The organism is Paraburkholderia unamae (assembly GCF_003268775.1).
Lineage (GTDB): Bacteria > Pseudomonadota > Gammaproteobacteria > Burkholderiales > Burkholderiaceae > Paraburkholderia > Paraburkholderia unamae.
The window spans coordinates 1-21,000 of the sequence record NZ_QLSU01000029.1 but is presented as its reverse complement, the minus strand read 5'-3'; the positions used below and the strand labels follow the sequence as shown (position 1 = coordinate 21,000).

General features: G+C 66.0%; 23 protein-coding genes. 18 read left to right on the top strand and 5 right to left on the bottom strand.

Annotation, left to right across the window (positions count from 1 at the left end; translation table 11 throughout):
* Positions 1 to 26 precede the first annotated feature (26 nt).
* Positions 27 to 830 (top strand): phosphonoacetaldehyde hydrolase, encoded by an 804-nt coding sequence (gene phnX, locus C7401_RS34065; protein ID WP_112176274.1) that lies wholly within the window; start codon positions 27 to 29, stop codon positions 828 to 830.
* 96 nt (positions 831 to 926) lie between these two features.
* Positions 927 to 1,244 carry a YnfA family protein gene (locus C7401_RS34060; RefSeq protein ID WP_112176272.1) on the top strand — a complete coding sequence of 106 codons (318 nt, stop codon included), beginning with the start codon at positions 927 to 929 and terminating at the stop codon, positions 1,242 to 1,244.
* A 25-nt stretch (positions 1,245 to 1,269) separates the two neighbouring features.
* On the opposite strand, the gene C7401_RS34055 is transcribed toward C7401_RS34060, so the two are convergent.
* A complete protein-coding gene (locus C7401_RS34055; RefSeq protein WP_112176270.1) occupies positions 1,270 to 1,713 on the bottom strand; it encodes a thioesterase family protein in 444 nt (147 codons plus the stop codon).
* Positions 1,714 to 1,900: 187 nt separating this feature from the next.
* Between C7401_RS34055 and C7401_RS34050 the strand changes: the two genes are divergently transcribed.
* The 10 genes from C7401_RS34050 (at position 1,901) to C7401_RS34010 (ending at position 7,869) form a co-directional block, all read left to right on the top strand.
* Complete coding sequence (locus C7401_RS34050) at positions 1,901 to 2,524, top strand: GNAT family N-acetyltransferase (RefSeq protein WP_112176268.1); 624 nt, start codon at positions 1,901 to 1,903, stop codon at positions 2,522 to 2,524.
* A gap of 152 nt (positions 2,525 to 2,676) precedes the next feature.
* Positions 2,677 to 3,540, top strand: a complete 864-nt coding sequence (locus C7401_RS34045) for a PAS domain-containing protein (RefSeq protein ID WP_112176267.1) — start codon at positions 2,677 to 2,679, stop codon at positions 3,538 to 3,540.
* Complete coding sequence (locus C7401_RS45785) at positions 3,537 to 3,665, top strand: hypothetical protein (protein WP_258397340.1); 129 nt, start codon at positions 3,537 to 3,539, stop codon at positions 3,663 to 3,665. Before C7401_RS34045 ends, C7401_RS45785 begins: the two co-directional genes overlap by 4 nt.
* A gap of 66 nt (positions 3,666 to 3,731) precedes the next feature.
* Positions 3,732 to 4,088 carry a chemotaxis protein gene (locus C7401_RS34040; protein WP_112176265.1) on the top strand — a complete coding sequence of 119 codons (357 nt, stop codon included), beginning with the start codon at positions 3,732 to 3,734 and terminating at the stop codon, positions 4,086 to 4,088.
* A gap of 495 nt (positions 4,089 to 4,583) precedes the next feature.
* Positions 4,584 to 4,943: a hypothetical protein gene (locus tag C7401_RS34035; RefSeq protein WP_112176263.1), complete on the top strand. Its 360-nt coding sequence runs from the start codon at positions 4,584 to 4,586 to the stop codon at positions 4,941 to 4,943.
* Positions 4,940 to 5,536, top strand: coding sequence for a cupin (locus C7401_RS34030; RefSeq protein ID WP_373864477.1), 597 nt, complete (start codon positions 4,940 to 4,942; stop codon positions 5,534 to 5,536). Before C7401_RS34035 ends, C7401_RS34030 begins: the two co-directional genes overlap by 4 nt.
* Positions 5,537 to 5,616: 80 nt before the next feature.
* The gene (locus tag C7401_RS34025; RefSeq protein ID WP_112176261.1) at positions 5,617 to 6,048 is read left to right on the top strand and encodes a PRC-barrel domain-containing protein; all 432 of its coding nucleotides are present in this window, start codon (positions 5,617 to 5,619) and stop codon (positions 6,046 to 6,048) included.
* Between the two features lie 151 nt (positions 6,049 to 6,199).
* The gene (gene ppk2 / locus C7401_RS34020) at positions 6,200 to 7,021 is read left to right on the top strand and encodes a polyphosphate kinase 2 (protein WP_112176259.1); all 822 of its coding nucleotides are present in this window, start codon (positions 6,200 to 6,202) and stop codon (positions 7,019 to 7,021) included.
* 57 nt (positions 7,022 to 7,078) lie between these two features.
* Positions 7,079 to 7,492: a response regulator transcription factor gene (locus C7401_RS34015; protein WP_112176257.1), complete on the top strand. Its 414-nt coding sequence runs from the start codon at positions 7,079 to 7,081 to the stop codon at positions 7,490 to 7,492.
* A 122-nt stretch (positions 7,493 to 7,614) separates the two neighbouring features.
* Positions 7,615 to 7,869, top strand: coding sequence for an RNA-binding protein (locus C7401_RS34010; RefSeq protein ID WP_112176255.1), 255 nt, complete (start codon positions 7,615 to 7,617; stop codon positions 7,867 to 7,869).
* 147 nt (positions 7,870 to 8,016) lie between these two features.
* On the opposite strand, the gene arcC is transcribed toward C7401_RS34010, so the two are convergent.
* The 4 genes from arcC to arcD all read right to left on the bottom strand — a co-directional run bounded on the left by arcC (position 8,017) and on the right by arcD (position 12,784).
* Positions 8,017 to 8,946 carry a carbamate kinase gene (gene arcC, locus C7401_RS34005; RefSeq protein WP_112176253.1) on the bottom strand — a complete coding sequence of 310 codons (930 nt, stop codon included), beginning with the start codon at positions 8,944 to 8,946 and terminating at the stop codon, positions 8,017 to 8,019.
* Between the two features lie 104 nt (positions 8,947 to 9,050).
* Positions 9,051 to 10,061, bottom strand: coding sequence for an ornithine carbamoyltransferase (locus C7401_RS34000; protein WP_112176251.1), 1,011 nt, complete (start codon positions 10,059 to 10,061; stop codon positions 9,051 to 9,053).
* 83 nt (positions 10,062 to 10,144) lie between these two features.
* Positions 10,145 to 11,401, bottom strand: coding sequence for an arginine deiminase (gene arcA, locus C7401_RS33995; RefSeq protein WP_112176250.1), 1,257 nt, complete (start codon positions 11,399 to 11,401; stop codon positions 10,145 to 10,147).
* A 15-nt stretch (positions 11,402 to 11,416) separates the two neighbouring features.
* A complete protein-coding gene (gene arcD / locus C7401_RS33990; protein ID WP_258397341.1) occupies positions 11,417 to 12,784 on the bottom strand; it encodes an arginine-ornithine antiporter in 1,368 nt (455 codons plus the stop codon).
* A gap of 798 nt (positions 12,785 to 13,582) precedes the next feature.
* Here arcD and C7401_RS33985 point away from each other — a divergent pair.
* From C7401_RS33985 to C7401_RS33960, 6 genes are all read left to right on the top strand, one after another.
* The gene (locus tag C7401_RS33985) at positions 13,583 to 14,527 is read left to right on the top strand and encodes a sensor histidine kinase (RefSeq protein WP_181565768.1); all 945 of its coding nucleotides are present in this window, start codon (positions 13,583 to 13,585) and stop codon (positions 14,525 to 14,527) included.
* Positions 14,527 to 15,159 carry a response regulator transcription factor gene (locus C7401_RS33980; RefSeq protein WP_112176244.1) on the top strand — a complete coding sequence of 211 codons (633 nt, stop codon included), beginning with the start codon at positions 14,527 to 14,529 and terminating at the stop codon, positions 15,157 to 15,159. The genes C7401_RS33985 and C7401_RS33980 overlap by 1 nt, the downstream gene beginning before the upstream one ends.
* Before the next feature lie 96 nt (positions 15,160 to 15,255).
* Complete coding sequence (locus tag C7401_RS33975; RefSeq protein ID WP_112176242.1) at positions 15,256 to 17,256, top strand: acetoacetate--CoA ligase; 2,001 nt, start codon at positions 15,256 to 15,258, stop codon at positions 17,254 to 17,256.
* A 60-nt stretch (positions 17,257 to 17,316) separates the two neighbouring features.
* Complete coding sequence (locus C7401_RS33970) at positions 17,317 to 18,381, top strand: AraC family transcriptional regulator (protein WP_372460416.1); 1,065 nt, start codon at positions 17,317 to 17,319, stop codon at positions 18,379 to 18,381.
* 201 nt (positions 18,382 to 18,582) lie between these two features.
* Positions 18,583 to 20,373, top strand: a complete 1,791-nt coding sequence (locus C7401_RS33965) for an acyl-CoA dehydrogenase (RefSeq protein WP_112176238.1) — start codon at positions 18,583 to 18,585, stop codon at positions 20,371 to 20,373.
* A 43-nt stretch (positions 20,374 to 20,416) separates the two neighbouring features.
* A partial coding sequence (locus tag C7401_RS33960) for an NAD(P)/FAD-dependent oxidoreductase (protein ID WP_146758047.1) occupies positions 20,417 to 21,000 on the top strand: 584 nt, incomplete at its 3' end.

The window sequence follows — 21,000 nt, the reverse complement described above, 5'->3', positions numbered from 1 at the left end:
CATCGATTTTTTGCAGGACGCAAGCAATGAAACATGTCAAGGCAGTGATCTTCGACTGGGCCGGCACCGTGGTCGACTACGGCTCGCGCGCGCCGATGGGCGCCTTTGTCGAGACCTTCGAGGAGTTCGGCGTGCCGGTCACGATCGACGAGGCGCGCGGCCCGATGGGCATGGCCAAGCGCCCGCACATCGCGGCGCTGATGGCGCTGCCCCGTGTCGCCGCGGCGTGGGAAGCGCGCTACGGCCACTTGCCGGGCGAGGCCGACATCGACGCCGTGTATGACGTCTTCGTGCCGAAGAATGTGGCCGTGGCCGCACAGTACAGCGACGTGATTCCGGGCGTGGCCGCCGTGACGGCCGCGCTGCGCGCCGACGGCGTGCGCATCGGCTCGACCACGGGCTACACGCGCGAGATCATCGACCAGATCGTGCCGGGCGCGAAGGAACAGGGCTTCGAGGCGGACAGCATCGTCTGCACGGGCGACACGCCCGAGGGCCGCCCGTCGCCCTACATGATCTACCGCACGCTGCCGCAACTCGGCGTGTGGCTCGCGCGCGATGCAATCAAGGTGGACGACACCGAAGTCGGCATCGAGGAGGGCATCAACGGCGGCACGTGGACGGTCGGCGTGGCCGTGAGCGGCAACGCGTTCGGCCTGACCGAGGAAGAAGTCCACGCGCTCGCGCCCGACGAATTCGCGCGCCGCCGCGCGGCGGCCGTGGAGCGCCTGCGTGCGGCGGGCGCGCACTACGTGATCGACAGCGTGGCCGACCTGCTGCCCGTGGTGAGCGAAATCGAAGCGCGGCTCGCACGCGGCGAGCGGCCCTGAAGTGCCGGGATAGATCGAGGTTCGAGGCGCGTTGGTGTCGGGAGCGCCCGGGCCTTCTGCGTTACCATGGGCGCCCCCGCCATCCGGCCGCCACCCATGAAGACGTTCCTGCTTTTCGTCGTAACCGCGCTCGCCGAGATCGTTGGCTGCTATTTGCCGTACCGCTGGCTGCGCGAAGGCGCGAGCGTGTGGCTGCTCGTGCCCGCCGCGGCCTCGCTTGCGCTTTTCGCGTGGTTGCTCACGCTCCATCCCACGGCCGCCGGGCGCACTTATGCGGCCTATGGCGGCGTTTATGTCTGCGTCGCGCTGGTGTGGCTCTGGGCCGTCGAGGCGATCCGGCCGAGCGCCTGGGACTGGGCCGGCATGGCGTTCACGCTGGCCGGCATGGCGCTCATCATGTTCCAGCCGCGTTGAGCGCCGTTCGGCTCGACGTCGCGCGTCAGCCCACGGTATTCACGAGCGGAAACTTCTCGCGAAACGCTTGCGGCATCGGCACGACCTTCTTCGCCTCGTAATCGAAAAACACGAAACCGGACTTCGCCATGGCGACGAGCGCGCCGTCGGCCGGACGCGTGATGCGGAAGATGATGTCGCCGCCGTACCTGTTGAAATCCATGATGCCCACTTCGAAGCACAACTGGTCGCGCGCGTAGGCTTCGGCGCGATAGGTCGTCGCGAGGTCGGTGACGATGATGCTCGTGTGCGCGTCCTTCATGCCCTCGATGCCCGCATCGAACAGGAAGCGCGCGCGGGCCTCGGAGATCATCGAGATCATCGAATCGTTGGCGAGGTGATTGGCCGAATTGATGTCGGTGACGCGCACCGTGAGGTGGGTCGAGTAATAGAACTGGTCTTCGGGAAACTGGAGCTGGATGCGGGCCATGGTGCGATGCGCGAGGTTGCGGGGTCGGATGGCGCCCAGCCTTGCGCGGCGAGGGGCCGAGCGCGATTGTAACGGCTCACGCGGCGCGGGCGGGGTGGGCCCGGCAGCGCGCCGCGGCGCTAGAATGCGCAAGCACCCGGTGCGGTGCGCGCGAATTTCCTGCCACCTCTGTTCAACCCAAGCCGCCATGACTGGCCACACCAACGCGACTTTCCCGTCCGCGCCCGATTCCCTGCCCACGCTTACCGGCCGCGTGATCGAACTGCGCCCGCTGTGCGCACAAGATGCCGCGAACCTGGTCGCCGCCGCGTCGGACGGCGAACTCTGGAACCTCAAGGTCACGGTCGTGCCGGGGCCTGAAACCGTCGAAGCCTGGATCGCCGCCGCGCTCGCGGGCGTGCAGGCGGGCACTGTGATCCCGTTCACGATCCGGCTGCGCGAGAGCGGCCGGGTGGTGGGCAGCACGCGCTTCTGGAAAGTGGACCGCGTGAACCGCAAACTGGAGATCGGCTCCACGTGGCTCGCCGCGTCGGCGCAGCGCACGGTTGCCAACACCGAGGCCAAATTCCTCATGCTGCGCTACGCGTTCGAGACGCTCGACTGCGTGCGCGTGCAATTCACGACCGACGTCCTCAACGCGAAATCGCGCGCCGCCATCCTGCGCCTGGGCGCGAAGGAAGAGGGCGTGGTACGCCGCGAGCGCATCATGCCGGACGGCCGCAAGCGCGACTCGGTGCGCTTTAGCATCATCGAGGACGAATGGCCCGAGGTGAAGTCGGCCTTGCTGCATCGGCTCCAGACCGCAGGTTGAGCGCATTCGTCTGACGTGACACGCGGCGCGAAAGCGCACATGCATGCCCCCGCGCGCCCGGCCGGGCGCGCAAAATGCGCCAGGGCCTGCGCCCCTCCGGAGGGCGCGAAGGCAGGACGCCGACCACAAGCCGCTGCGGGAGCGCACTACCGATGACCGCTGAACCGAACGAGAACGTCCACGCCTCTTTGCAGGCCGCGTCGACGGTGGTGTCCATGTCCGCACCCGCGACCGCACAGGCGCCGCCCGGCATGGCCGAGATGGTGCGTGACTTCGACTGGTCCGCGACGCCGCTGGGCAACGCCGCGTCGTGGTCGCGCAGTCTGCAAACCGTCGTGCGGCTCATGCTCGGCTCGCGCTACGCAATGTGGCTCGCCTGGGGGCCCGAGCTGACCTTCCTTTGCAACGACGCCTACCGGCCGACGCTCGGGGTCAAGCAGTGCTTCATCGGCGCGCCCGCACGCGAGGTTTGGGCCGAGGTCTGGCAGGAGGCGGGCTCGCGCATCGAGTACGTCCTGAGCACGGGCGAGGCGACCTGGGACGAAAACCTGCTGCTGATTCTGGAGCGCAACGGCTTCAAGGAAGAAACCTGGCACACCTTTTCGTACAGCCCGGCGCACGGCGACAGCGGCCGCGTGGAAGGCATGTTGTGCGTCGTGACCGAGGACACCCGGTGCGTGCTCTCCGAGCGGCGGCTCGCCACGGTGGCGCAGCTTTCCGGCGCGGCGCGCCATGCGCAGACGACGGCCCTTGCTTGCGAGGAAATGCTCGCCGTGCTCGGCGAGAATCGCCGCGACCTGCCGTTCGTCGGGCTCTATCTCGCAGGCGCGCAGGAGCCGGGCGCCGCGTTCGCGCGCTGCGCGGGCTCCACGCACCCGCTGGCCGCGAATCTGCCCGCCGACGCGGCGCACGCGTGCGCTGCGCGCGATGCCGCAGGCGCGGGATATGGTGGTGGTGGCGCTCACGGGCTGGGGGCAGGACGAGGACCGGCGCAAGACGATCGCGGCGGGCTTTGACTGGCACATCGAAGCCTGCCGACCCGGACCAGATCAAGGCGTTACTCGGCTGCTCGCGCGGCGAACTGCAAGCCGCCCGCAATGCGGGTTTCGCGCTGCCGCCGCACGGTGGTTCGGAGCGTTAGGCAAACGTGCCGCGGCACGCGATCTGCTGGGAAAGGGCATCGACAATCCCCGACAAGGAGGACGCGATGACCAGCACGCTCGACCCCGACAACGACGACCTGCCGCAAGCGGGCCCACCCGGACACGACATCGATTCGCTCGGCCCCGGCGACGCGTCGGACACGGGCAGCGATACGCGCGGCGCGAAGCGCCACGACTTCGACCGCGACAGCGAACTCGACAATCACGCGCTCGAAGAGGGCAAGACCGAGGCGCAAAGCGACACGGATCGCACGGGCACGGGCGAGCGCCTCGCCGCCGATGGCGACGCCTTGCTCTCGCCGGACGGCGACGTGCTGCCCGATCGTATCGATTCGTATCCGCTCGCGGACAACTTCGACGACCTCGATTTGCCCGACGAAGAGGAGCCGCCCAGGCGCTAAACCGGCCCGCTAGCGCAGGCGCTCGGGCGGTGCCTCGGGCGGCGGGTCGCCCGCGGGCACCGGGGGCGGTTCGCTGTCCGGCACCCGAGGCGGAGGCGGCGGGCGGTGCGGGTCGTTGGGCTCCTCCGTTGGCAGATGCGCCTCGGGCGTGCGGTGTAGAAGGCATGCAGCAGGTAGCGGGCGAGGGGAACTCAGCGGGTTCGAAAGCATGGACCTCTCCAGGTTGCGCGAAGCGTGCGCCGGATATTCGGCGCACGCGCGCATCCGTATGCACCCGTTACAGCAAGCACTGTGCCGCGTGGCGTCGTCCATCTGGCGTTTTTCCCGGCGGGCGCCGCCGCAGGCGCTTCAGTCGCCTTTCAGTTACCTGGCGTTACCTGGGATCGCGAATCGATTTTCCTGCGATTCACGCGTGCGCGGCGGCCCGGTACGCAGGTTGCTGCGTGAGGCATGTGAAGTCCATTTACGCGCCACAAGCCGCAAGGAGGATGGCCGATGAATCTGCACACCGCGTTGAGGATGGCTTTCCTCGCCGCCGCTTCGGCGCTCGCAGGCGTGGGCGCCGCGCACGCGCAGGACAATAGCGGCGCGGATCGTCCCACCACGGCGCCGGCCACGGAGTCAAGCGGTGCCAAGGCCAACGGCGTTTATCCCGCGCCGACCCACGGTGTCGAGCAAGGCGTGCCTGCCGGCAAGCGTGGACAAACCACGCAAACGACACATTCCGCGAACCATAAACCGCATCACGCGAAGCAACCGGCGAGCGACGCAATGAGCGCGACGAAAGCGATGAAAGCGACGACCGCACATGGCGCGTCGGGCGCGGCCGGGCGCGGCGATGCGAAGGGGCAGTGACGATGCACGAACATGACGCATTGCATTCATTCAACACGCCGCATCAATCTCGCAAGCCGGCCGAACGCCGTGCGCCTGAGCCCGCAGGCGGCGTGGAAGCGTTCCATCTGGGCCCGCACGGTTGGGTGCCGAACAACGCGCGGCTTCCCGTGGTCGTCTATCGACGCGCGCTCGCGCCGGGCACGCAGGATCTCGCGCGGGCATTCACCGAGCGCTTCGAAGCGAACGAATGGCCGGTGCAATGGTTGGACGGCGTATTCGACTATCACCATTTCCACTCTACGGCGCACGAGGTGCTGGGCGTGTACGCGGGCACGGCTGAGCTGATTCTCGGCGGGCCGGGCGGACGCGTGCTGCGCGTGCACGCGGGCGACGCGTTGTTGCTGCCTGCCGGCACGGGGCATTGCCTGCTTTCGCTGGCCGGCGGATTTCACGTGGCGGGCGGCTACCCGCGCGGGCAGCAGTGGGACATCCGGCGCGACGCGCTCACGGCCGCGGAACTGCGCGCGATGCAGGCGCTGCCGTTTCCCGCGCGCGATCCGCTTGATGGCGAACACGGGCCGCTCCTCGACCATTGGGCGACGCCTGCCTGAGCGGGGCCAGGGACGCCGCCGGGCATAGCGTTTGCAATGGTCCGGTATCCATCGCGAATTCGCAGGAGGGAGGGGATACCATGACGACACAATCGCAACGCCCGCTGAATTTGCGCCGCCTGCTTGCACGTCATGCTGCGGTGCTTGCTGTCGCCCTGAGTTGCGGGCCGGGGTTCGTCACCTTGGCGCCGGCCCAGGGCGCGCCGCAAAACATCGCAGTGCAGCGTATGGCGACGGTTCAGTCGGGCACCGGCTTTCGCGCCTCGAAGCTCGTGGGCTCGGAGGTGTACGACAACAGCGGCAGCAAGATCGGCGCGATCGACGACATCGTGCTCGAATCGCCCAACGACGGCGCCTTCGCGATTCTCTCGGTAGGCGGCTTTCTCGGCATGGGCAAGCATCTCGTGGCCGTACCGTTCAACGATCTGCGCATCAGCAGCCGGCAGATCGTGCTACAGGCGGACAAGGCCCAGCTCAAGGCCATGCCGGAGTTCAATTACGCACACGATTGAGGCGCGTATTCGAGGCGCGCCGACGAGCGCACACCTGTTCGATGTCAACGCTATCCGGGCTTAGCCCAAAGTCCTATTGCGCGATCAATTTTCGCCCACCATAGTGGATAGATCCGCCTCGTGGGAGGCGAATTTCGCGTGGAGCGACTCCATGGCAAAAAAACAGGAAGTGAAAGCTGAGCACACGGAAGAGCCGGTCGAAAAACTCAGCGAGAAAGCGTACCAAAAGGAACTGACGCGGTTGCATGGCGAGCTCGTCCGCTTGCAGGAATGGGTCGTCAAGAATCGCAAGCGCGTGTGCATCTTGTTCGAGGGGCGCGACGGCGCGGGCAAGGGCGGCACCATCAAGGCGCTCACCGAGCGCGTGAGTCCGCGCGTGTTCCGCGTGTTCGCGCTGCCGGCGCCCACCGAGCGCGAAAAGTCGCAGATGTACTTCCAGCGCTACCTGCCGCATCTGCCCGCCGCCGGCGAAATCGTCGTGTTCGACCGTAGCTGGTATAACCGCGCGGGCGTGGAGCGCGTGATGGGCTTCTGCACGGAGCAGCAGGTGCACGAGTTTCTGCGCGGCGTGCCGCTCATCGAGCGCGCCATCATCGACTCGGGCACGATCCTCATCAAATACTGGCTCGAAGTGAGCCAGAAAGAGCAAACCCGGCGTCTCGAGTCGCGCATCAACGACCCGCGCAAGATCTGGAAGCTCTCGCCCATGGACCTCGAATCGTATCGGCGCTGGTACGACTACTCACGCGCGCGCGACGAAATGTTCGACATGACGGATACGCCGGAATCGCCATGGTTCGTAGTCCGATCCGACGACAAGAAACGGGCGCGCCTGAACGTCATCAATCATCTGCTGAGCAGCATTCCGTACGAGCCGCTGCCGCGCGAAAAGATCGTGTTGCCCGCCCGGCAGAAGGCTCAGGGTTATGTGGACCCGGGCTATCCCTACCGGTACGTGCCGGATACCGTCTGATCGCCCGCGCCTGGGCCCGCACGTGGGCTTGGGCCGCGAAACATGGAATGCGCGAACATGCTCGATGCCCAACCGTGGGTGGCCGTGGTGGACGACGACGAATCTGTCGGCCGCGCGCTGCAACGCCTGTTGCGCACGGCAGGCATCGGCGCGCGGATCTTTCGTAGCGGCGAGGACTTTCTGGGCGCGCTCGGCCTGCTCGCAGCGCAGTCTGCCCAGTCCGGCGCACATGGGCCGCAACCGGGCTGCGCCGTGCTCGACGTGCAGTTGCCCGGCTTGAGCGGCCTGGCGGTTCAACGGCGCATCGCGCATACGGGGATGCCGGTGATCGTCATCACCGCGCGCGACGAAGCCGGTGTGCGCGACGAGGCCTATGCATCCGGCGCCGTTTCGTACCTGCACAAGCCCTTCGACGGCGCGCACTTCATTCATGCCGTGCAAGCGGCGCTGGGCATCGTGCCCGCGGGTTGAGGCGAGGTCCGGCGCGGGTTTTGCGCGGGTTTTGCGACGGCACGCGCGGATTCACGCGGTTTGTCGTCACACCGGGCCAATCCACACTATCATCACGAATGAACGCACACTAGGGGTAGACCATGGCCGACCTGCTGTTGGGAAATATCGACGAACACGTCTCGGACGCTGAAATCAACGAGTTTCTGGAGCGCTACGGCTTTCCGCCGTTCGACGCCATCGAGCGCATTGAAGGCGCGGGGCGTCCCGCCGCATTGCTCACGTTTCACAGCGCGAGCGAAGAGGGCCTGCGCCGCTTGCAGAGCCGCATCCACAATTTGTTCTGGCGGGAGCGCACGATCAGCGCGCAGGTTATGCCGCCGGCGCGCGAAGAGTAGGGAGCGTCCTGGAAGCGCGTCAAACAACCGCGCGCGCCGCAGCCGGTTTTGCCGCAGGCGCGCGCCCTGATTACGCAGTCAGGCTCACTCAGTTAGCCACACTCAGTTAGCCACACTCAGTTAGCCTCGCTCAGTCAGGCAACAGGCCTAATAGAAAACCAAACCGGGCTTTGCGGTGCTCACGCGCGTGCCCGCCTTGCCCTGGGTGATCGCCACGATATCGGCCAGCGCGCCAATCACCGCATCTTTGCCGGTGTTGCGAGCGAACTCGGCGGCCGCCATCACTTTCGGACCCATCGACCCGGCCGCGAATCCCAGTTTCTCCAGCTCGTCGGGATGCGCGCTCGCAATGGCCTTTTGCGTCGGCTTGCTCCAGTCGATATAGGTCGCGTTCACGTCGGTCGCGATGATCAGCACGTCGGCTTCCAGCTCCTGCGCGAGCAACGCCGAGCAGAGGTCCTTGTCGATCACGGCCTCCACGCCGCCCAGCTTGTGGCCTTCGCCATAGAGCGTCGGAATGCCGCCGCCGCCCGCGCAGATCACGATCGTGCCGCGCTCCAGCAGCCATTTCACCGGGCGGATCTCGAAGATGTGCTTGGGTCTCGGGCTTGCCACCACGCGGCGGAATTTGTCGCCGTCCGGGGCAATGCTCCAGCCACGCTCGGCGGCGAGCGTCTCCGCCTGCTCCTTTGTGTAGACCGGGCCGATCGGCTTGGTCGGATGCTGGAACGCCGGATCGTTCGCGTCCACTTCGACCTGGGTGAGGATGGTCGCGAAAGGCACCTCATACGGCAGCAGGTTGCCCAGCTCCTGCTCGATCATGTAGCCGATCATGCCTTCGGTTTGGGCGCCGAGCACGTCCAGCGGGTAGCCCGGCACGTCCTTGTAGGCTTCGCCCTGGAGCGCGAGCAGGCCCACCTGCGGCCCGTTGCCGTGAGCGATCACGAGTTCGTTGCCCTGCGCGATCTGCGAGATCTGGGTGGCCGCGAGGCGCACGTTCTCGCGCTGGTTTTCCGCCGTCATCGGCTCGCCGCGACGCAGCAGCGCGTTGCCGCCAAGCGCAATCACGATTCGCATGGTGTACTCCCGAGGTTATGCGTGTCGTTGAAGCGGAGCACGCGCGAGGCGACCGGGTTTGAAGCCCGGCCGCGCGGTGCGCGTGCCCCGTCAAGCCGTGCGGCTCAAATGTCGGCGAGCGTCGAAACGAGGATCGCCTTGATCGTGTGCATGCGGTTTTCCGCCTGCTCGAAAGCGAGGTTCAGCGGCGACTCGAACACTTCTTCCGTGACCTCGATGCCGCCCTTGAGCTCCGGATACTTGTCGGCGATCTGCTTGCCCACCACGGTCTCGCTGTTGTGGAAGGCGGGCAGACAGTGCATGAAGCGCGTTTGCGCGCTGCCGCTCGCCTTCATGAGCGCCATGTTCACCTGGTAGGGCAGCAGCAGCTTGATCCGCTCGCCCCAGGCTTCCACCGGCTCGCCCATGGAAACCCACACGTCGGTATGCACGAAATCCACGCCGTTGACCGCGGCCTTCGGGTCTTCGGTGAGCAGGATGCGCGCGCCGCTTTCCTCGGCGAACTTCTTGCAATCCGCCACGAGATCGTCGTGCGGCCACAGCGATTTCGGCGCCGCGATGCGCACGTCCATGCCGAGTTTCGCGCCGATCAGCAGCAGCGAATTGCCCATGTTGTTGCGCGCGTCACCGAGGTACGCATAGCTGATCTGCGTGAGCGGCTTGTCCGAATGCTCGCGCATGGTGAGCACGTCGGCGAGCATCTGCGTGGGGTGGTATTCGTCGGTGAGACCGTTGAACACGGGCACGCCGGCGAATTTCGCGAGTTCTTCGACGATCTCCTGCTTGAAGCCGCGATACTCGATCGCGTCGTACATGCGCCCGAGCACGCGCGCCGTGTCCTTCATGCTTTCCTTGTGGCCGATCTGCGAGGAGTTCGGGTCGATATAGGTGACGTTCGCGCCCTGGTCATAGGCCGCGACTTCGAACGCGCAACGCGTGCGCGTGGACGTCTTTTCGAAGATGAGGGCAATGTTCACACCCTTGAGATGCTGCTGCTCCGTGCCCGTGTACTTGGCGCGCTTGAGGTCGCGCGAGAGGTCGAGCAGATAGCGTAGTTCGCGGGTGTTGTGGTGCATGAGGCTGAGCAGGCTGCGGTTGCGCAGGTTGAAAGCCATGTCGGTTCTCCGTTGCGAAATCAGGTGAATGCGCTTGAGTGCGCTTGAATGCGCTTAAGTGCGAATGTTCAGGCCTCGGCGGCTCAATACTCCACCGCGTCGCGTACGATCGGGCAGGTCATGCAGTGACCGCCGCCGCGCCCGCGGCCCAGTTCGCTCGCCGTGATCGTGATGACTTCCACGCCCGCCTTGCGCAGCAGCGTATTCGTGTAGGTGTTGCGGTCGTAGCCGATCACGACGCCCGGTTCCACGCACACCACGTTGTTGCCGTCGTCCCACTGTTCGCGCTCGGCCGCGAACGCGTTGCCGCCGGTCTCGACAATGCGCAGACTCTTCAAGCCCAGCGCTTCGGCCACGACGTCGACGAAGGGCTTTTCCTCGCGGCGCAGTTCGAGCTTCGACGGGCTCTTGTCGTCGGGGCGGATCGAGAACGGCACGATCTCGCCCACCACTTCGGGGAAGATCGTCACGAGGTCGCGGTCGCAGAAGCTGAACACCGTGTCGAGGTGCATGGCGGCGCGAGACTTCGGCAAGCCCGCGACGATCACGCGCTCGGCGCCGCCCTTGGCGAAGAGGTTTTGCGCGAGCCGACCGATGGCCTGGCGGCTCGTGCGCTCGCCCATGCCCACCAGCACGACGCCGTTGCCGATCGGCATCACGTCGCCGCCTTCCAGCGTGGCCGCGCCGTGGTCCTCGTCGGGGTCGCCGTACCACACCTGGAAGTCCTTGCCGGCGAATTCCGGGTGATAGCGATAGATGGCCGTAGTGAGCAGCGTTTCCTGGCGGCGCGCCGGCCAGTACATCGGGTTGAGCGTGACGCCGTTGTAGATCCAGCAGGTGGTGTCGCGCGTGAAGGTGCTGTTCGGCAGCGGCGCGAGCACGAAGCTCGAATAGCCCAGATAGCGGCGGAATTCCTTGAGGATCTTGCTTTGATCGGTGTCCGGAATATCTTCGGCCACCACGCCGCCAATCAGGAATTCCGCGACTTTGCGCGGTTCGAGCCCCTGGAGCCAGCTAGTCACCTCGCCCGCGAGCGACACGCCCACGGTTTCGGGGCGAACCTTGCGATCGAGGATGTACTTGAGCGCTTCCGGGTTCTGCACCGTTTCCGTGAGCAGATTGTGCATCTCGAGGACGTCCACGCCACGCTCGCGCATTTTCGTCACGAAGTCGAAGTGGTCGCGCTTCGCCTGACTGACCCAGATGACGTCGTCGTAGAGAAGCTCGTCGCAATTGCTGGGCGTGAGGCGTTGATGCGCGAGGCCCGGTGCGCACACCATGACTTTGCGCAGCTTGCCCGCCTCGGAGTTGACGCCGAAGGCGACAGTGTCCGTACTCATATGTGACTCCTCGAATCAGAGGGTGAGAAAGCCCTTGTACAGGCCGAAAGCCGCCACCAGCGCACCGAGCAGCACTGCGGCGAAGACGAACTTCTCAATGGTCGTGAATACGGGCTGGCCGATCTCGCGTTTCGCGCGCGCGAACAGCACCACGCCAGGCGCATAGAGCAGCGCGGAGAGCAGCACATACTTGAGGCCGCCCGCATAGATGAGCCAGACGGCGTAGATCACGGCGATCAGCGCAATGATCAGATCCTTGCTGCGCTCGCGGCTGTCCTTCTCATAGGTCTCGCCGCGCAGCGTGAGCAGGAGCGCGTAAGCCGCCGACCAGAAGTAGGGCAGCAGGATCATCGACGTCGCGAGATAGATCAGCGAGAGATACGTGCCCTTCGAAAACAGCGTGATGATGAGGAACAACTGGATCATGCCGTTCGTGAGCCACAGCGCATTGGCCGGCACCTGCTTGGCGTTCTCCTTGCGCAGGAAGCTCGGCATGGTGTGGTCGCGCGCGGCCGAGAAGATGATCTCGGCGCACAGCAGCACCCACGAGAGCAGCGCGCCGGCAAGCGACACCACGAGACCCACGCTGATCAGAATCGCGCCCCAGTGGCCCACCACGCGTTCCAGCACGCCCGCCATCGAAGGGTTCTGCAAGGCGGCGAGCTGAGGTTGCGTGAGCACGCCCAGCGAGAGCACGTTCACGAGCACGAGCAGGAGCAGCACGCCGACGAAGCCGATGACCGTCGCCTTGCCGACGTCGCTGCGCTTCTCGGCGCGCGCCGAGAAGATACTCGCGCCTTCGATGCCGATGAACACCCACACCGTCACGAGCATCATGTTGCGGACCTGGTTGGTCACGCTGCCGAGCTTGGGATTCATTTGCCCCCAGAAGTCGGTGGTGAAGATGCCCGAGCGGAACGCAAATGCGCAGAGGATGATGAAGAGGCAAAGTGGCACCATCTTCGCCACGGTGGTGATCTGGTTGACGAACGCCGCTTCCTTGATGCCGCGCAGCACGAGGAAGTGCAGCGCCCAGAGCAGCACCGACGAACAGATGATTGCAATCGGCGTGTTGCCCTCGCCGAAGATCGGGAAGAAGTAGCCGAGCGTACTGAAGAGGAGAACGAAGTAGCCGACGTTGCCGAGCCACGCACTGATCCAGTAACCCCACGCCGAGCCGAAACCCATATAGTCGCCGAAGCCGGCCTTGGCGAAGGCGTACACCCCGCCGTCCAGCTCGGGCTTGCGCAGCGCCAGCGTCTGGAACACGAACGCCAGCGTGAGCATGCCGACCGCGGTGATTGCCCAGCCGATCAGCACGGCGCCGGCGTCGGCGCTGACCGCCATGTTCTGCGGCAGGGAGAAGATGCCGCCGCCCACCATCGACCCCACGACGAGGGCGGTGAGCGCGCCGAGCCGCAGCTTGGTGGCGGTGGCCGGCGCGGCTGCGCTGTCGGGCGCGGCGGCAGGACGAGGCGATGCGGAATCGGACATGGGCGATCTCCATTACGAACTGGCCTCGGCGCAACTTTCGTGTGACGCGCCAACCCGTGAGCTTGCGGCGTATCGACAGCGCGGATATCGCATGCGAAAAAAGTGCCCGCGCTGCTACTCGAATAATCTGCTAGGGGGCGCACAATCTGACAATAAGACTTTAGTCCGATAGGGACCCTGAATCGGCGGCATCTTCGGGATTAAGCGCCGCCATTGCATGTCATCTTTCATGCGGCGTTATGCGAATTGCGTACGACAATATGCCGCGCAAGTGCGGCATTACGGCATTGCGCACCGAATAAGCTTTCCCGCGCAAATTGCTTACAATCATGTCGTGGCAGTCAGCGCTTGAACCGGACGGGATCGCGCCGTTTCGGCAAATCGCTATCCCTATGCAAACCTTGGTGCCTGGAGATCCCGCCGAGGCATATCGCGGGCGCGCCGCACCGGCGCGGGGGCCGTGAATGCGGCGAATAACGCGGCAAATCGGAGATGCACGTCATGAGTATCGATATGCCGGGATGTTGCATTGCGCAACTTCTCGCGCTCGCGACAGCGTTTTGGTTGTTCGGGAATGATTTCGCGCTATTTCATCGACGCGGATATTCCATTAATTCGCGAGATAGTATTCGACCGAAAAGGGTTTCAATTCCGCCGTTTATTCAAAATACTGCAAAAAATCACAATATGATGGAATCCGCGAGCCGTCAGCAGGACATCGGCGCGAATGCGGGCAATAACGGCTTTTCGCAGGCAAGCGGCGAAAAGCGCGCCGATAAGCGCCTCGAAAAGCACACTGAAAAGCGTGCCGAAAAGACCGCGAGCCGCCCGCGCAAGGGCCGGGCGAAGCCGCGCGAGACCGTGCCGCCGCCCACACCGTTCGACTTGCCGCCGCAGCCGGAGGTCGCCCATTTGCTACGCGTGTCGACGCTTGGCGAACTGGCAGGCTCGCTCGCCCATGAAATCAATCAACCGCTCACGGCGATACTGAGCAACGTGCAGGCAGCGCAACATTATCTGGAGAACGAAACCATCGATCGCGACGAGTTGCGCGAGACGTTCGCGGACATTGCCGCCGACGGCTTGCGCGCCGCCGGCATCGTCAGCCGTATCCGCGCGCTCGTGAAAAAGGGCCAACTCGACATGCAGCCGCAGGAACTCGGCCAACTGGTGCGCGACGTGGCGGCGCTCGTGCATGGCGACGCCGCGCAGCGCAACGTGCGCGTGGCTGTCGAGATCGAAGGCGGCCCGCATGTCGTGCATGGCGATCGCGTGCAGTTGCAGCAAGTCGTGCTCAATCTGATGATGAACGCGCTCGACGCGGTTGAGGCGTGTACGGCAGACGACCGGCTCGTGACGGCGCGGGTGAGCGGCGAAGGGCCGCAAACGGTGCGCGTGTCGGTGAGCGATCGTGGTGAGGGCATCGCCACGCAACCGCTCGACGCCGTGTTCACGCCGTTTTTCACCTCGAAGCCGCAGGGGCTTGGCCTTGGCCTCCCCATTAGCCGCAATATCGTGACGCTGCACGGCGGGCGGCTATGGGCCGAGAACAATGCCGCGCGCGGGGCGACCTTCCATGTGTCGCTGCCGCTCGAACGCGAAGCGCACGCAACGGCCGCGCGGGTGCGCTGATGAGCGAGTCTGGCATGGTGTTCGTGGTCGACGACGACGAGAGTGTGCGGCGCGCGCTCGCGCGCCTCCTTCATGTCGCGGGCTATTGCGTGCAAACCTGGCCGGACGGCGCCTCGTTCCTGAGCGAGGCCGACCTGGATTGCGGCCCGGCCTGTCTCGTGCTCGACCTGCATTTGCCCGATTGCAGCGGGCTCGCCGTGCAGGAGCGCCTGCGCGCGACCTTGCCCGTGGTGTTCGTGAGCGGTGACGGCGACATTCTCTCGACGGTCGACGCCATGAAACATGGCGCAACCGATTTCCTCGTCAAGCCGCTCGACGAGGCGCGGCTCCTGCCGGCCGTCGCGCGTGCACTGGCGCTTTCGGCCAGCGCCTGCGCGCGGCACGAGGAGCTCGAACAGATCCACGCCTGCGTCGGCACGCTCACGCCGCGCGAGCGCGAGGTGATGGCGCTCGTCGTCACGGGACTCCTCAACAAACAGGTGGCAAGCGTGCTCGGCACGGCCGAAAGCACCGTGAAGATCCACCGTGCGCGCGTGATGGAGAAAATGCGGGCGCGCTCGTTCGCCGAGCTGATCCGCCTCGCCGACAAGGCGGGCATGGGCGAACCGCAGGCCGCGCTCATGCGGGGGTAGCGCCGCGCGCGTTCCACTGGTTTCCCTTAATTGTTCGATGCGCGCCGGCTCCGGCACCATGGGCTCAGACAAATTCACAAGAGCCTTCGCATCGAGATGAACGAAACCGTGCCGGAAAGCGCACCCGCCTGGACGCCCACGCCGCAGCAGATCGAGTCGGCGCGCATCACCCAGTTCACGACATGGCTGGCCGAAGCGCGCGGCCTGACGTTCGACGACTACGACGCGCTATGGCGCTGGTCGGTCGAGGACGTCAACGGCTTCTGGTGCGCGCTGTGGGACTGGGCGCAGATTCCCTCGCGGCAGCCGCGCGGCGCAGCGCTCGCCGACGCCGCCATGCCCGGCGCGCGCTGGTTCCCGGGCGTCGAGCTCAATTACGTCGAGCAGGCGCTGCGCCTCGCGAGCGACGCCTCGCCCGCGATCGTTTCGCGCAGCGAGAGCGGGGCCTTGGCGGGGCGCACGCGCGAAACGAGCTGGGCCGAGTTGCGCCGCCAGGTCGCGGCCTGCGCGGCGACATTGCGGCGCCTTGGCGTCGCACGCGGCGACCGCGTCGCGGCCTTCATGCCGAACACGCCCGAGACCGTGGTGGCCTTTCTCGCCACGGCGAGCGTGGGCGCGATCTGGTCGGTCTGCTCGCCCGACATGGGACCGCTCGCGGTGCTCGACCGATTCCGCCAGATCGAGCCGAAGGTGCTGATCGCGGCTGACGGCTATCGCTATGGCGGCAAGCCGCACGACCGGCGCGAACTGATTCACCATCTGCTGCGCGAATTGCGGAGCGTGGAGCAGCTCCTGTTCGTCGCGCAACTCGACCCCGAGGCGAGCGCAAGCGAATACCCGCGCGCCACGGCGTGGCGCGACGCGGTTGCCGGCGACGCATCGCTGCAAATCGAGAGCGTGCCGTTCGATCATCCTCTGTGGATCGTCTATTCGTCGGGCACGACGGGCATGCCCAAGGCTATCGTGCATTCGCATGGCGGCGTGGTGGTGGAGCACGTGAAGCTCACCGCGCTGCATCTCGATCTGCATCCCGGCGACCGCTTCCACTGGTACGCGAGCACGAACTGGATCATGTGGAACTGCCAGATGGCCGGGCTGCTCGCGGGCGCGACGCTCTGTCTCTACGACGGCAATCCCGCCTGGCCCGACGCGCAAGCGCTTTGGCGCTTCGCGGGCGAGACCGGCGTCACGTTCTTCGGCGCCGGGGCCGCGTATTTCCAGGGCTGCCTGAAGGCGGGCGTCGAGCCGCGCGCGGCGTCGGATCTCTCGCGCCTGCGCGCGGTGGGCTCCACCGGTTCGCCGCTGCCGCCCGAGGCCTACGTGTGGATTCTGGAGCACGTAGGCCCCGTATGGATCGACGCGATTTCGGGCGGCACCGACTTCGCAGGCTGCTTTCTCGCGGGCGTGCCGACCTTGCCTGTGTATCCCGGCGAGATGCAGTGCCGGTGCCTCGGCGCGCGCGTCGAGGCGTTCGACGAAGCGGGGCGCGGGCGCATCGACGAAGTGGGCGAACTGGTCTGCACCGCGCCCATGCCGTCGATGCCGCTCTACTTCTGGCGCGACGAGCAGAACCGGCGCTACCGCGAGAGCTATTTCGACATGTACCCTGGCATCTGGCGCCACGGCGACTGGCTGCGCATCACGCCCACGGGCGGCGCGGTCATCTACGGCCGCTCGGACGCGACTATCAACCGCCACGGCATCCGCATGGGCACGAGCGAGCTGTATCGCGCGGTGGAGTCGCTGCCCGAAGTGCTCGACAGCCTCGTGGTCGATCTGGAGTACCTCGGGCGCGCCTCGTCGATGCCGCTCTTCGTGGTGCTGCGCCCCGGCGTCGAGCTGGACGATGCGCTCGCGCAGCGCATTCGCGCGCGCGTGCGCGAAGCGCTCTCGGCGCGCCACGTGCCCGACGAGATCCATCAGGTGCAGGCGGTGCCGCGCACGCTCTCGGGCAAGAAGATGGAGGTGCCGATCAAGCGCCTCCTGCTCGGACAGCCGCTGGAGAAAATCGCCAATCCCGACACCATGGCGAACCCCGAGAGTCTCGCGTGGTTCGCCGCATTCGCGCAGGCGCGCGGGCAGGGCGACGCGGCCTGATTGCGGACTTTGGGGCGCGATGCGCGCGGCCGTTCTAGAATGGCGGGCGGGCCGTGTTGAATGGCGCGTGCGCGCCAATACGCCGACCGCCCTGTTCGAGCCGCCTCACGTCGCCATCGCATGCCATCGCCCAGCGCCACCGTTCCCATTTCCCTCGTCAACGGCTTTCTCGCCGGTGCGCACGCTCAGCCCGCCGTGATCCGCCGTTACCTCAACGAGGCCGGCATCGCGCTGGAACTGCTCGCCAAGCCCGGCGGGCGCGTGACGGAGGAGCAGTTCTCCACGCTCTATCGCACGCTCGCCATCGAGCTCGACGACGAAATGCCCGGCATCTTCAGCCGGCCGTTTCGCAGCGGCACGCTCAAATTCCTCTGCCTGAGCCTGCTCGACGCGCGCAACCTCGAAACCGCGCTGCATCGCTTCGATCAGTTCTTCCATATCGTGCTCGACGATTTCCGGCTCGAATCGCGCCGCCAGGGGCTCGTTGCGCAAGTCGCGCTGCGCGCCAACCCGGCGTACGGCGCGATCGGTCCGCTCGGCCAGGAATTGATGCTCAAGCTGGCGCACGGCGTGTCGTCCTGGCTCATCGGCCAGCGCATCGCGCTCTTGCAGGTGGATTTCGCCTGCGAGCAGCCGGCGCACGCGCTCGATCACCGTTACTTCTTCTCGGGGCCGGTACGCTTTGGCCGCGAGGCCACGCTGATGCGCTTCAGCGCCGACTATCTCGACATGCCGATCCGGCAGAGCAAGCGCAACCTGCGCGCGTTTCTCGCGCGCTCGCCCGGCGACTGGATCTTCGAGTCGTTCAGCGAGCAGCTCGTGAGCCACAACGTGCGCCAGTACCTGGCCGCGCAACTGCCCGACCTGCCGACCATCGAGCAGGCGGCGCAAAGCCTGCACTGCTCGGTGCGCACGCTCTGCCGCCGGCTCTCGGCGGAAGACACCTCCTTCCAGGTGCTCAAGGACGATTTGCGCCGCGACGTGGCGATCCAGCGCCTGACCGACACCCAGGACACCATCGCCGCCATCGGCGGGGATCTGGGGTTCGACGATCCGAGCGCCTTTCATCGCGCCTTTCGCCACTGGACCGGCAGCACGCCCGGCACCTACCGGCGCCGCGGCTGAGCGCGAAGTGGGGACGCCCACCCATGACGGGTGGGCACAACCGCCGATAGCGTGGCCAGAATTGTCACCATGTGGTCCGGTTTCGCCAGTGGCGAGGCAGCCGTTTGACGCTACGATCCGTGCTGTATTGCCGCATGGTGGCCACATTTGCACCTCCTGGCCGGGCGGCGTCTTGTTATCCCTGTTTGAGTGGAAGAGATCATGAGCTATACCGCCCCCGTCAAGGACATGCTGTTCGTGCTGAAAGAACTGGCCGGCATCGACGCCGTCGCAACCCTGCCGGGTTTCGAAGACGCCGGTTTCGACACCGCGCAGGCGGTGGTCGAAGAATGCGCGAAGCTGTCCGGCGAAGTCATCGCCCCGCTGAACGTGGAGGGCGACCGCGCCCCGAGCGCGCTCGCCAACGGCAAGGTCACGGCCACGCCGGGCTTCGCGCAGGCGTTTCGCCAGTACGTGGAAGGCGGCTGGCAGGGCTTGCAGCACCCGTCCGAATTCGGCGGCCAGGCGCTGCCCAAGCTGATCGCCACGCCTTGCATCGAAATGCTCAACGCGGCGAACCTGTCGTTCGCGCTGTGCCCGCTGCTCACCGACGGCGCCATCGAGGCGCTGCTCACGGCAGGCAGCGACGAATTGAAGTCGCGCTATGTGCCCAAGCTCATCTCGGGCGACTGGACCGGCACGATGAACCTCACCGAGCCGCAGGCGGGCTCCGATCTCGCGCTCGTGCGCACGCGCGCCGAGCCGCAGGGCGACGGCACGTACAAGGTCTTCGGCACGAAGATCTTCATCACTTGGGGCGAGCACGATATGGCCGAAAACATCGTCCACCTCGTGCTGGCGCGCACGCCGAACGCGCCCGAAGGCGTGAAGGGCATTTCGCTTTTCGTCGTACCGAAGTTCCTCGTGAATGATGACGGTTCGCTCGGCGCGCGCAACGACGTCGAGTGCGTCTCGATCGAGCACAAGCTCGGCATCAAGGCGAGCCCGACCGCCGTGCTGCAATACGGCGACAAGGGTGGCGCGATCGGCTACCTGGTGGGCGAAGAGAATCGCGGCCTCGAATACATGTTCATCATGATGAACGCGGCGCGCTTCGGCGTGGGCATGCAGGGCGTGGGCGTGGCCGAGGCCGCCTACCAGAAGGCCGTGGCCTACGCGAAGGAGCGCGTGCAGAGCCGCCCCGTCGACGGTTCGCTCAAGCAGTCGGCCACCATCATTCACCACCCCGACGTGCGGCGCATGCTCGGCACGATGCGCGCGCTGACCGAAGGCGCCCGTTCGCTGGCCTATGTCGCGGCGGCGTACAGCGACAACGCGCACTGCCACGCCGACGCCGACGTGCGCGCGCGCAACCTCGCCATCTATGAATTCCTCGTGCCGATCGTGAAGGGCTGGAGCACGGAGATGGTCAACGACGTGGCGAGCCTTGGCGTGCAAGTGCACGGCGGCATGGGCTTCATCGAGGAGACGGGCGCGGCGCAGTTCTACCGCGACGCGCGGATTCTCGCCATCTACGAAGGCACCACGGCGATCCAGGCGAACGACCTGATCGGCCGCAAGACGGTGCGCGACGGCGGCGCGGTCGCGAAGGCCCTGATCGGCGAGATCCAGAGGACTGCCGAGGAACTCGGTCAGGCGGGCGGCGCGGCGGCGGCATCGTTGCGCACGCAACTGGAGAAAGGCGCGAGCGCGCTTTCGAATGTCGTCGACTACGTGCTGGCGAACGTCAAGCGCGATCCGAACGCGGTGTTCGCCGGCAGCGTGCCGTATCTCAAGCTCGCGGGCATCGTGCTGTGCGGCTGGCAAATGGCGCGCGCCATGCTCGTCTCGCAGCGCGAACTCGCGAACGATCCCGAGTTCCACGGCACGAAGATCGCGATCGCGCAGTTCTACGGCGAGCACATTCTCGCGCAGGCAGGCGGCCTCGAAACCTCGATCCTGGCCGCGAAGGGTGATGCAGGCGTGCTCGCGTTGAGCGAAGTGCAGTTTTGACAGGGCGCCGCAAGGCGCTGAACAAGCAAGGAAGGACGAGGATATGTCGTCGGAAGATTGGATTGCGCAGTACGGCCCTCGCGAGTCGATGGAGTACGACGTGGTGATCGTGGGGGGCGGCCCGGCCGGGCTTTCCGCCGCGATCCGCCTGAAGCAGCTGGCCGCGGAGAAAGGCGCCGAAATTGGCGTGTGCGTGCTGGAAAAAGGCTCGGAAATCGGGGCGCATATCCTCTCGGGCGCGGTCATGGATCCGCGCGCCTTGAACGAGTTGATTCCTGACTGGAAGGAACAGGGCGCGCCGCTGAACGTGCCCGTGACCGAAGACAAGTTCCTTTTCCTCACGGAAACGGGCGCGAAGGGCGTGCCGAACTGGGCGCTCCCCGATAACTTCAAGAATCACGGCAACTACGTCATCAGCCTCGCGAACGTCACGCGCTGGCTGGGCCAGCAGGCCGAGGCGCTGGGCGTGGAAATTTTCCCCGGCTTTCCCGCCGCCGAAATTCTCTACAACGAAGACGGCTCCGTTCGAGGTGTCGCCACCGGCAACATGGGCGTGGGCAAGGACGGCGAGCCGACCGAGAACTTCCAGCTCGGCATGGAGTTGCACGCGAAGTACACGCTGTTCTG

What these genes read in the sequence shown, in the direction of transcription:
- phnX (WP_112176274.1), top strand. Translation starts at nt 27, where the DNA reads ATGAAACATGTCAAGGCAGTGATCTTCGACTGGGCCGGCACCGTGGTC.
- C7401_RS34060 (WP_112176272.1), top strand. Translation starts at nt 927, where the DNA reads ATGAAGACGTTCCTGCTTTTCGTCGTAACCGCGCTCGCCGAGATCGTT.
- C7401_RS34055 (WP_112176270.1), bottom strand. Translation starts at nt 1,713, where the DNA reads ATGGCCCGCATCCAGCTCCAGTTTCCCGAAGACCAGTTCTATTACTCG.
- C7401_RS34050 (WP_112176268.1), top strand. Translation starts at nt 1,901, where the DNA reads ATGACTGGCCACACCAACGCGACTTTCCCGTCCGCGCCCGATTCCCTG.
- C7401_RS34045 (WP_112176267.1), top strand. Translation starts at nt 2,677, where the DNA reads ATGACCGCTGAACCGAACGAGAACGTCCACGCCTCTTTGCAGGCCGCG.
- C7401_RS34040 (WP_112176265.1), top strand. Translation starts at nt 3,732, where the DNA reads ATGACCAGCACGCTCGACCCCGACAACGACGACCTGCCGCAAGCGGGC.
- C7401_RS34035 (WP_112176263.1), top strand. Translation starts at nt 4,584, where the DNA reads ATGAATCTGCACACCGCGTTGAGGATGGCTTTCCTCGCCGCCGCTTCG.
- C7401_RS34025 (WP_112176261.1), top strand. Translation starts at nt 5,617, where the DNA reads ATGACGACACAATCGCAACGCCCGCTGAATTTGCGCCGCCTGCTTGCA.
- ppk2 (WP_112176259.1), top strand. Translation starts at nt 6,200, where the DNA reads ATGGCAAAAAAACAGGAAGTGAAAGCTGAGCACACGGAAGAGCCGGTC.
- C7401_RS34015 (WP_112176257.1), top strand. Translation starts at nt 7,079, where the DNA reads ATGCTCGATGCCCAACCGTGGGTGGCCGTGGTGGACGACGACGAATCT.
- C7401_RS34010 (WP_112176255.1), top strand. Translation starts at nt 7,615, where the DNA reads ATGGCCGACCTGCTGTTGGGAAATATCGACGAACACGTCTCGGACGCT.
- arcC (WP_112176253.1), bottom strand. Translation starts at nt 8,946, where the DNA reads ATGCGAATCGTGATTGCGCTTGGCGGCAACGCGCTGCTGCGTCGCGGC.
- C7401_RS34000 (WP_112176251.1), bottom strand. Translation starts at nt 10,061, where the DNA reads ATGGCTTTCAACCTGCGCAACCGCAGCCTGCTCAGCCTCATGCACCAC.
- arcA (WP_112176250.1), bottom strand. Translation starts at nt 11,401, where the DNA reads ATGAGTACGGACACTGTCGCCTTCGGCGTCAACTCCGAGGCGGGCAAG.
- arcD (WP_258397341.1), bottom strand. Translation starts at nt 12,784, where the DNA reads ATGGTGGGCGGCGGCATCTTCTCCCTGCCGCAGAACATGGCGGTCAGC.
- C7401_RS33985 (WP_181565768.1), top strand. Translation starts at nt 13,583, where the DNA reads ATGATGGAATCCGCGAGCCGTCAGCAGGACATCGGCGCGAATGCGGGC.
- C7401_RS33980 (WP_112176244.1), top strand. Translation starts at nt 14,527, where the DNA reads ATGAGCGAGTCTGGCATGGTGTTCGTGGTCGACGACGACGAGAGTGTG.
- C7401_RS33975 (WP_112176242.1), top strand. Translation starts at nt 15,256, where the DNA reads ATGAACGAAACCGTGCCGGAAAGCGCACCCGCCTGGACGCCCACGCCG.
- C7401_RS33970 (WP_372460416.1), top strand. Translation starts at nt 17,317, where the DNA reads ATGGCGCGTGCGCGCCAATACGCCGACCGCCCTGTTCGAGCCGCCTCA.
- C7401_RS33965 (WP_112176238.1), top strand. Translation starts at nt 18,583, where the DNA reads ATGAGCTATACCGCCCCCGTCAAGGACATGCTGTTCGTGCTGAAAGAA.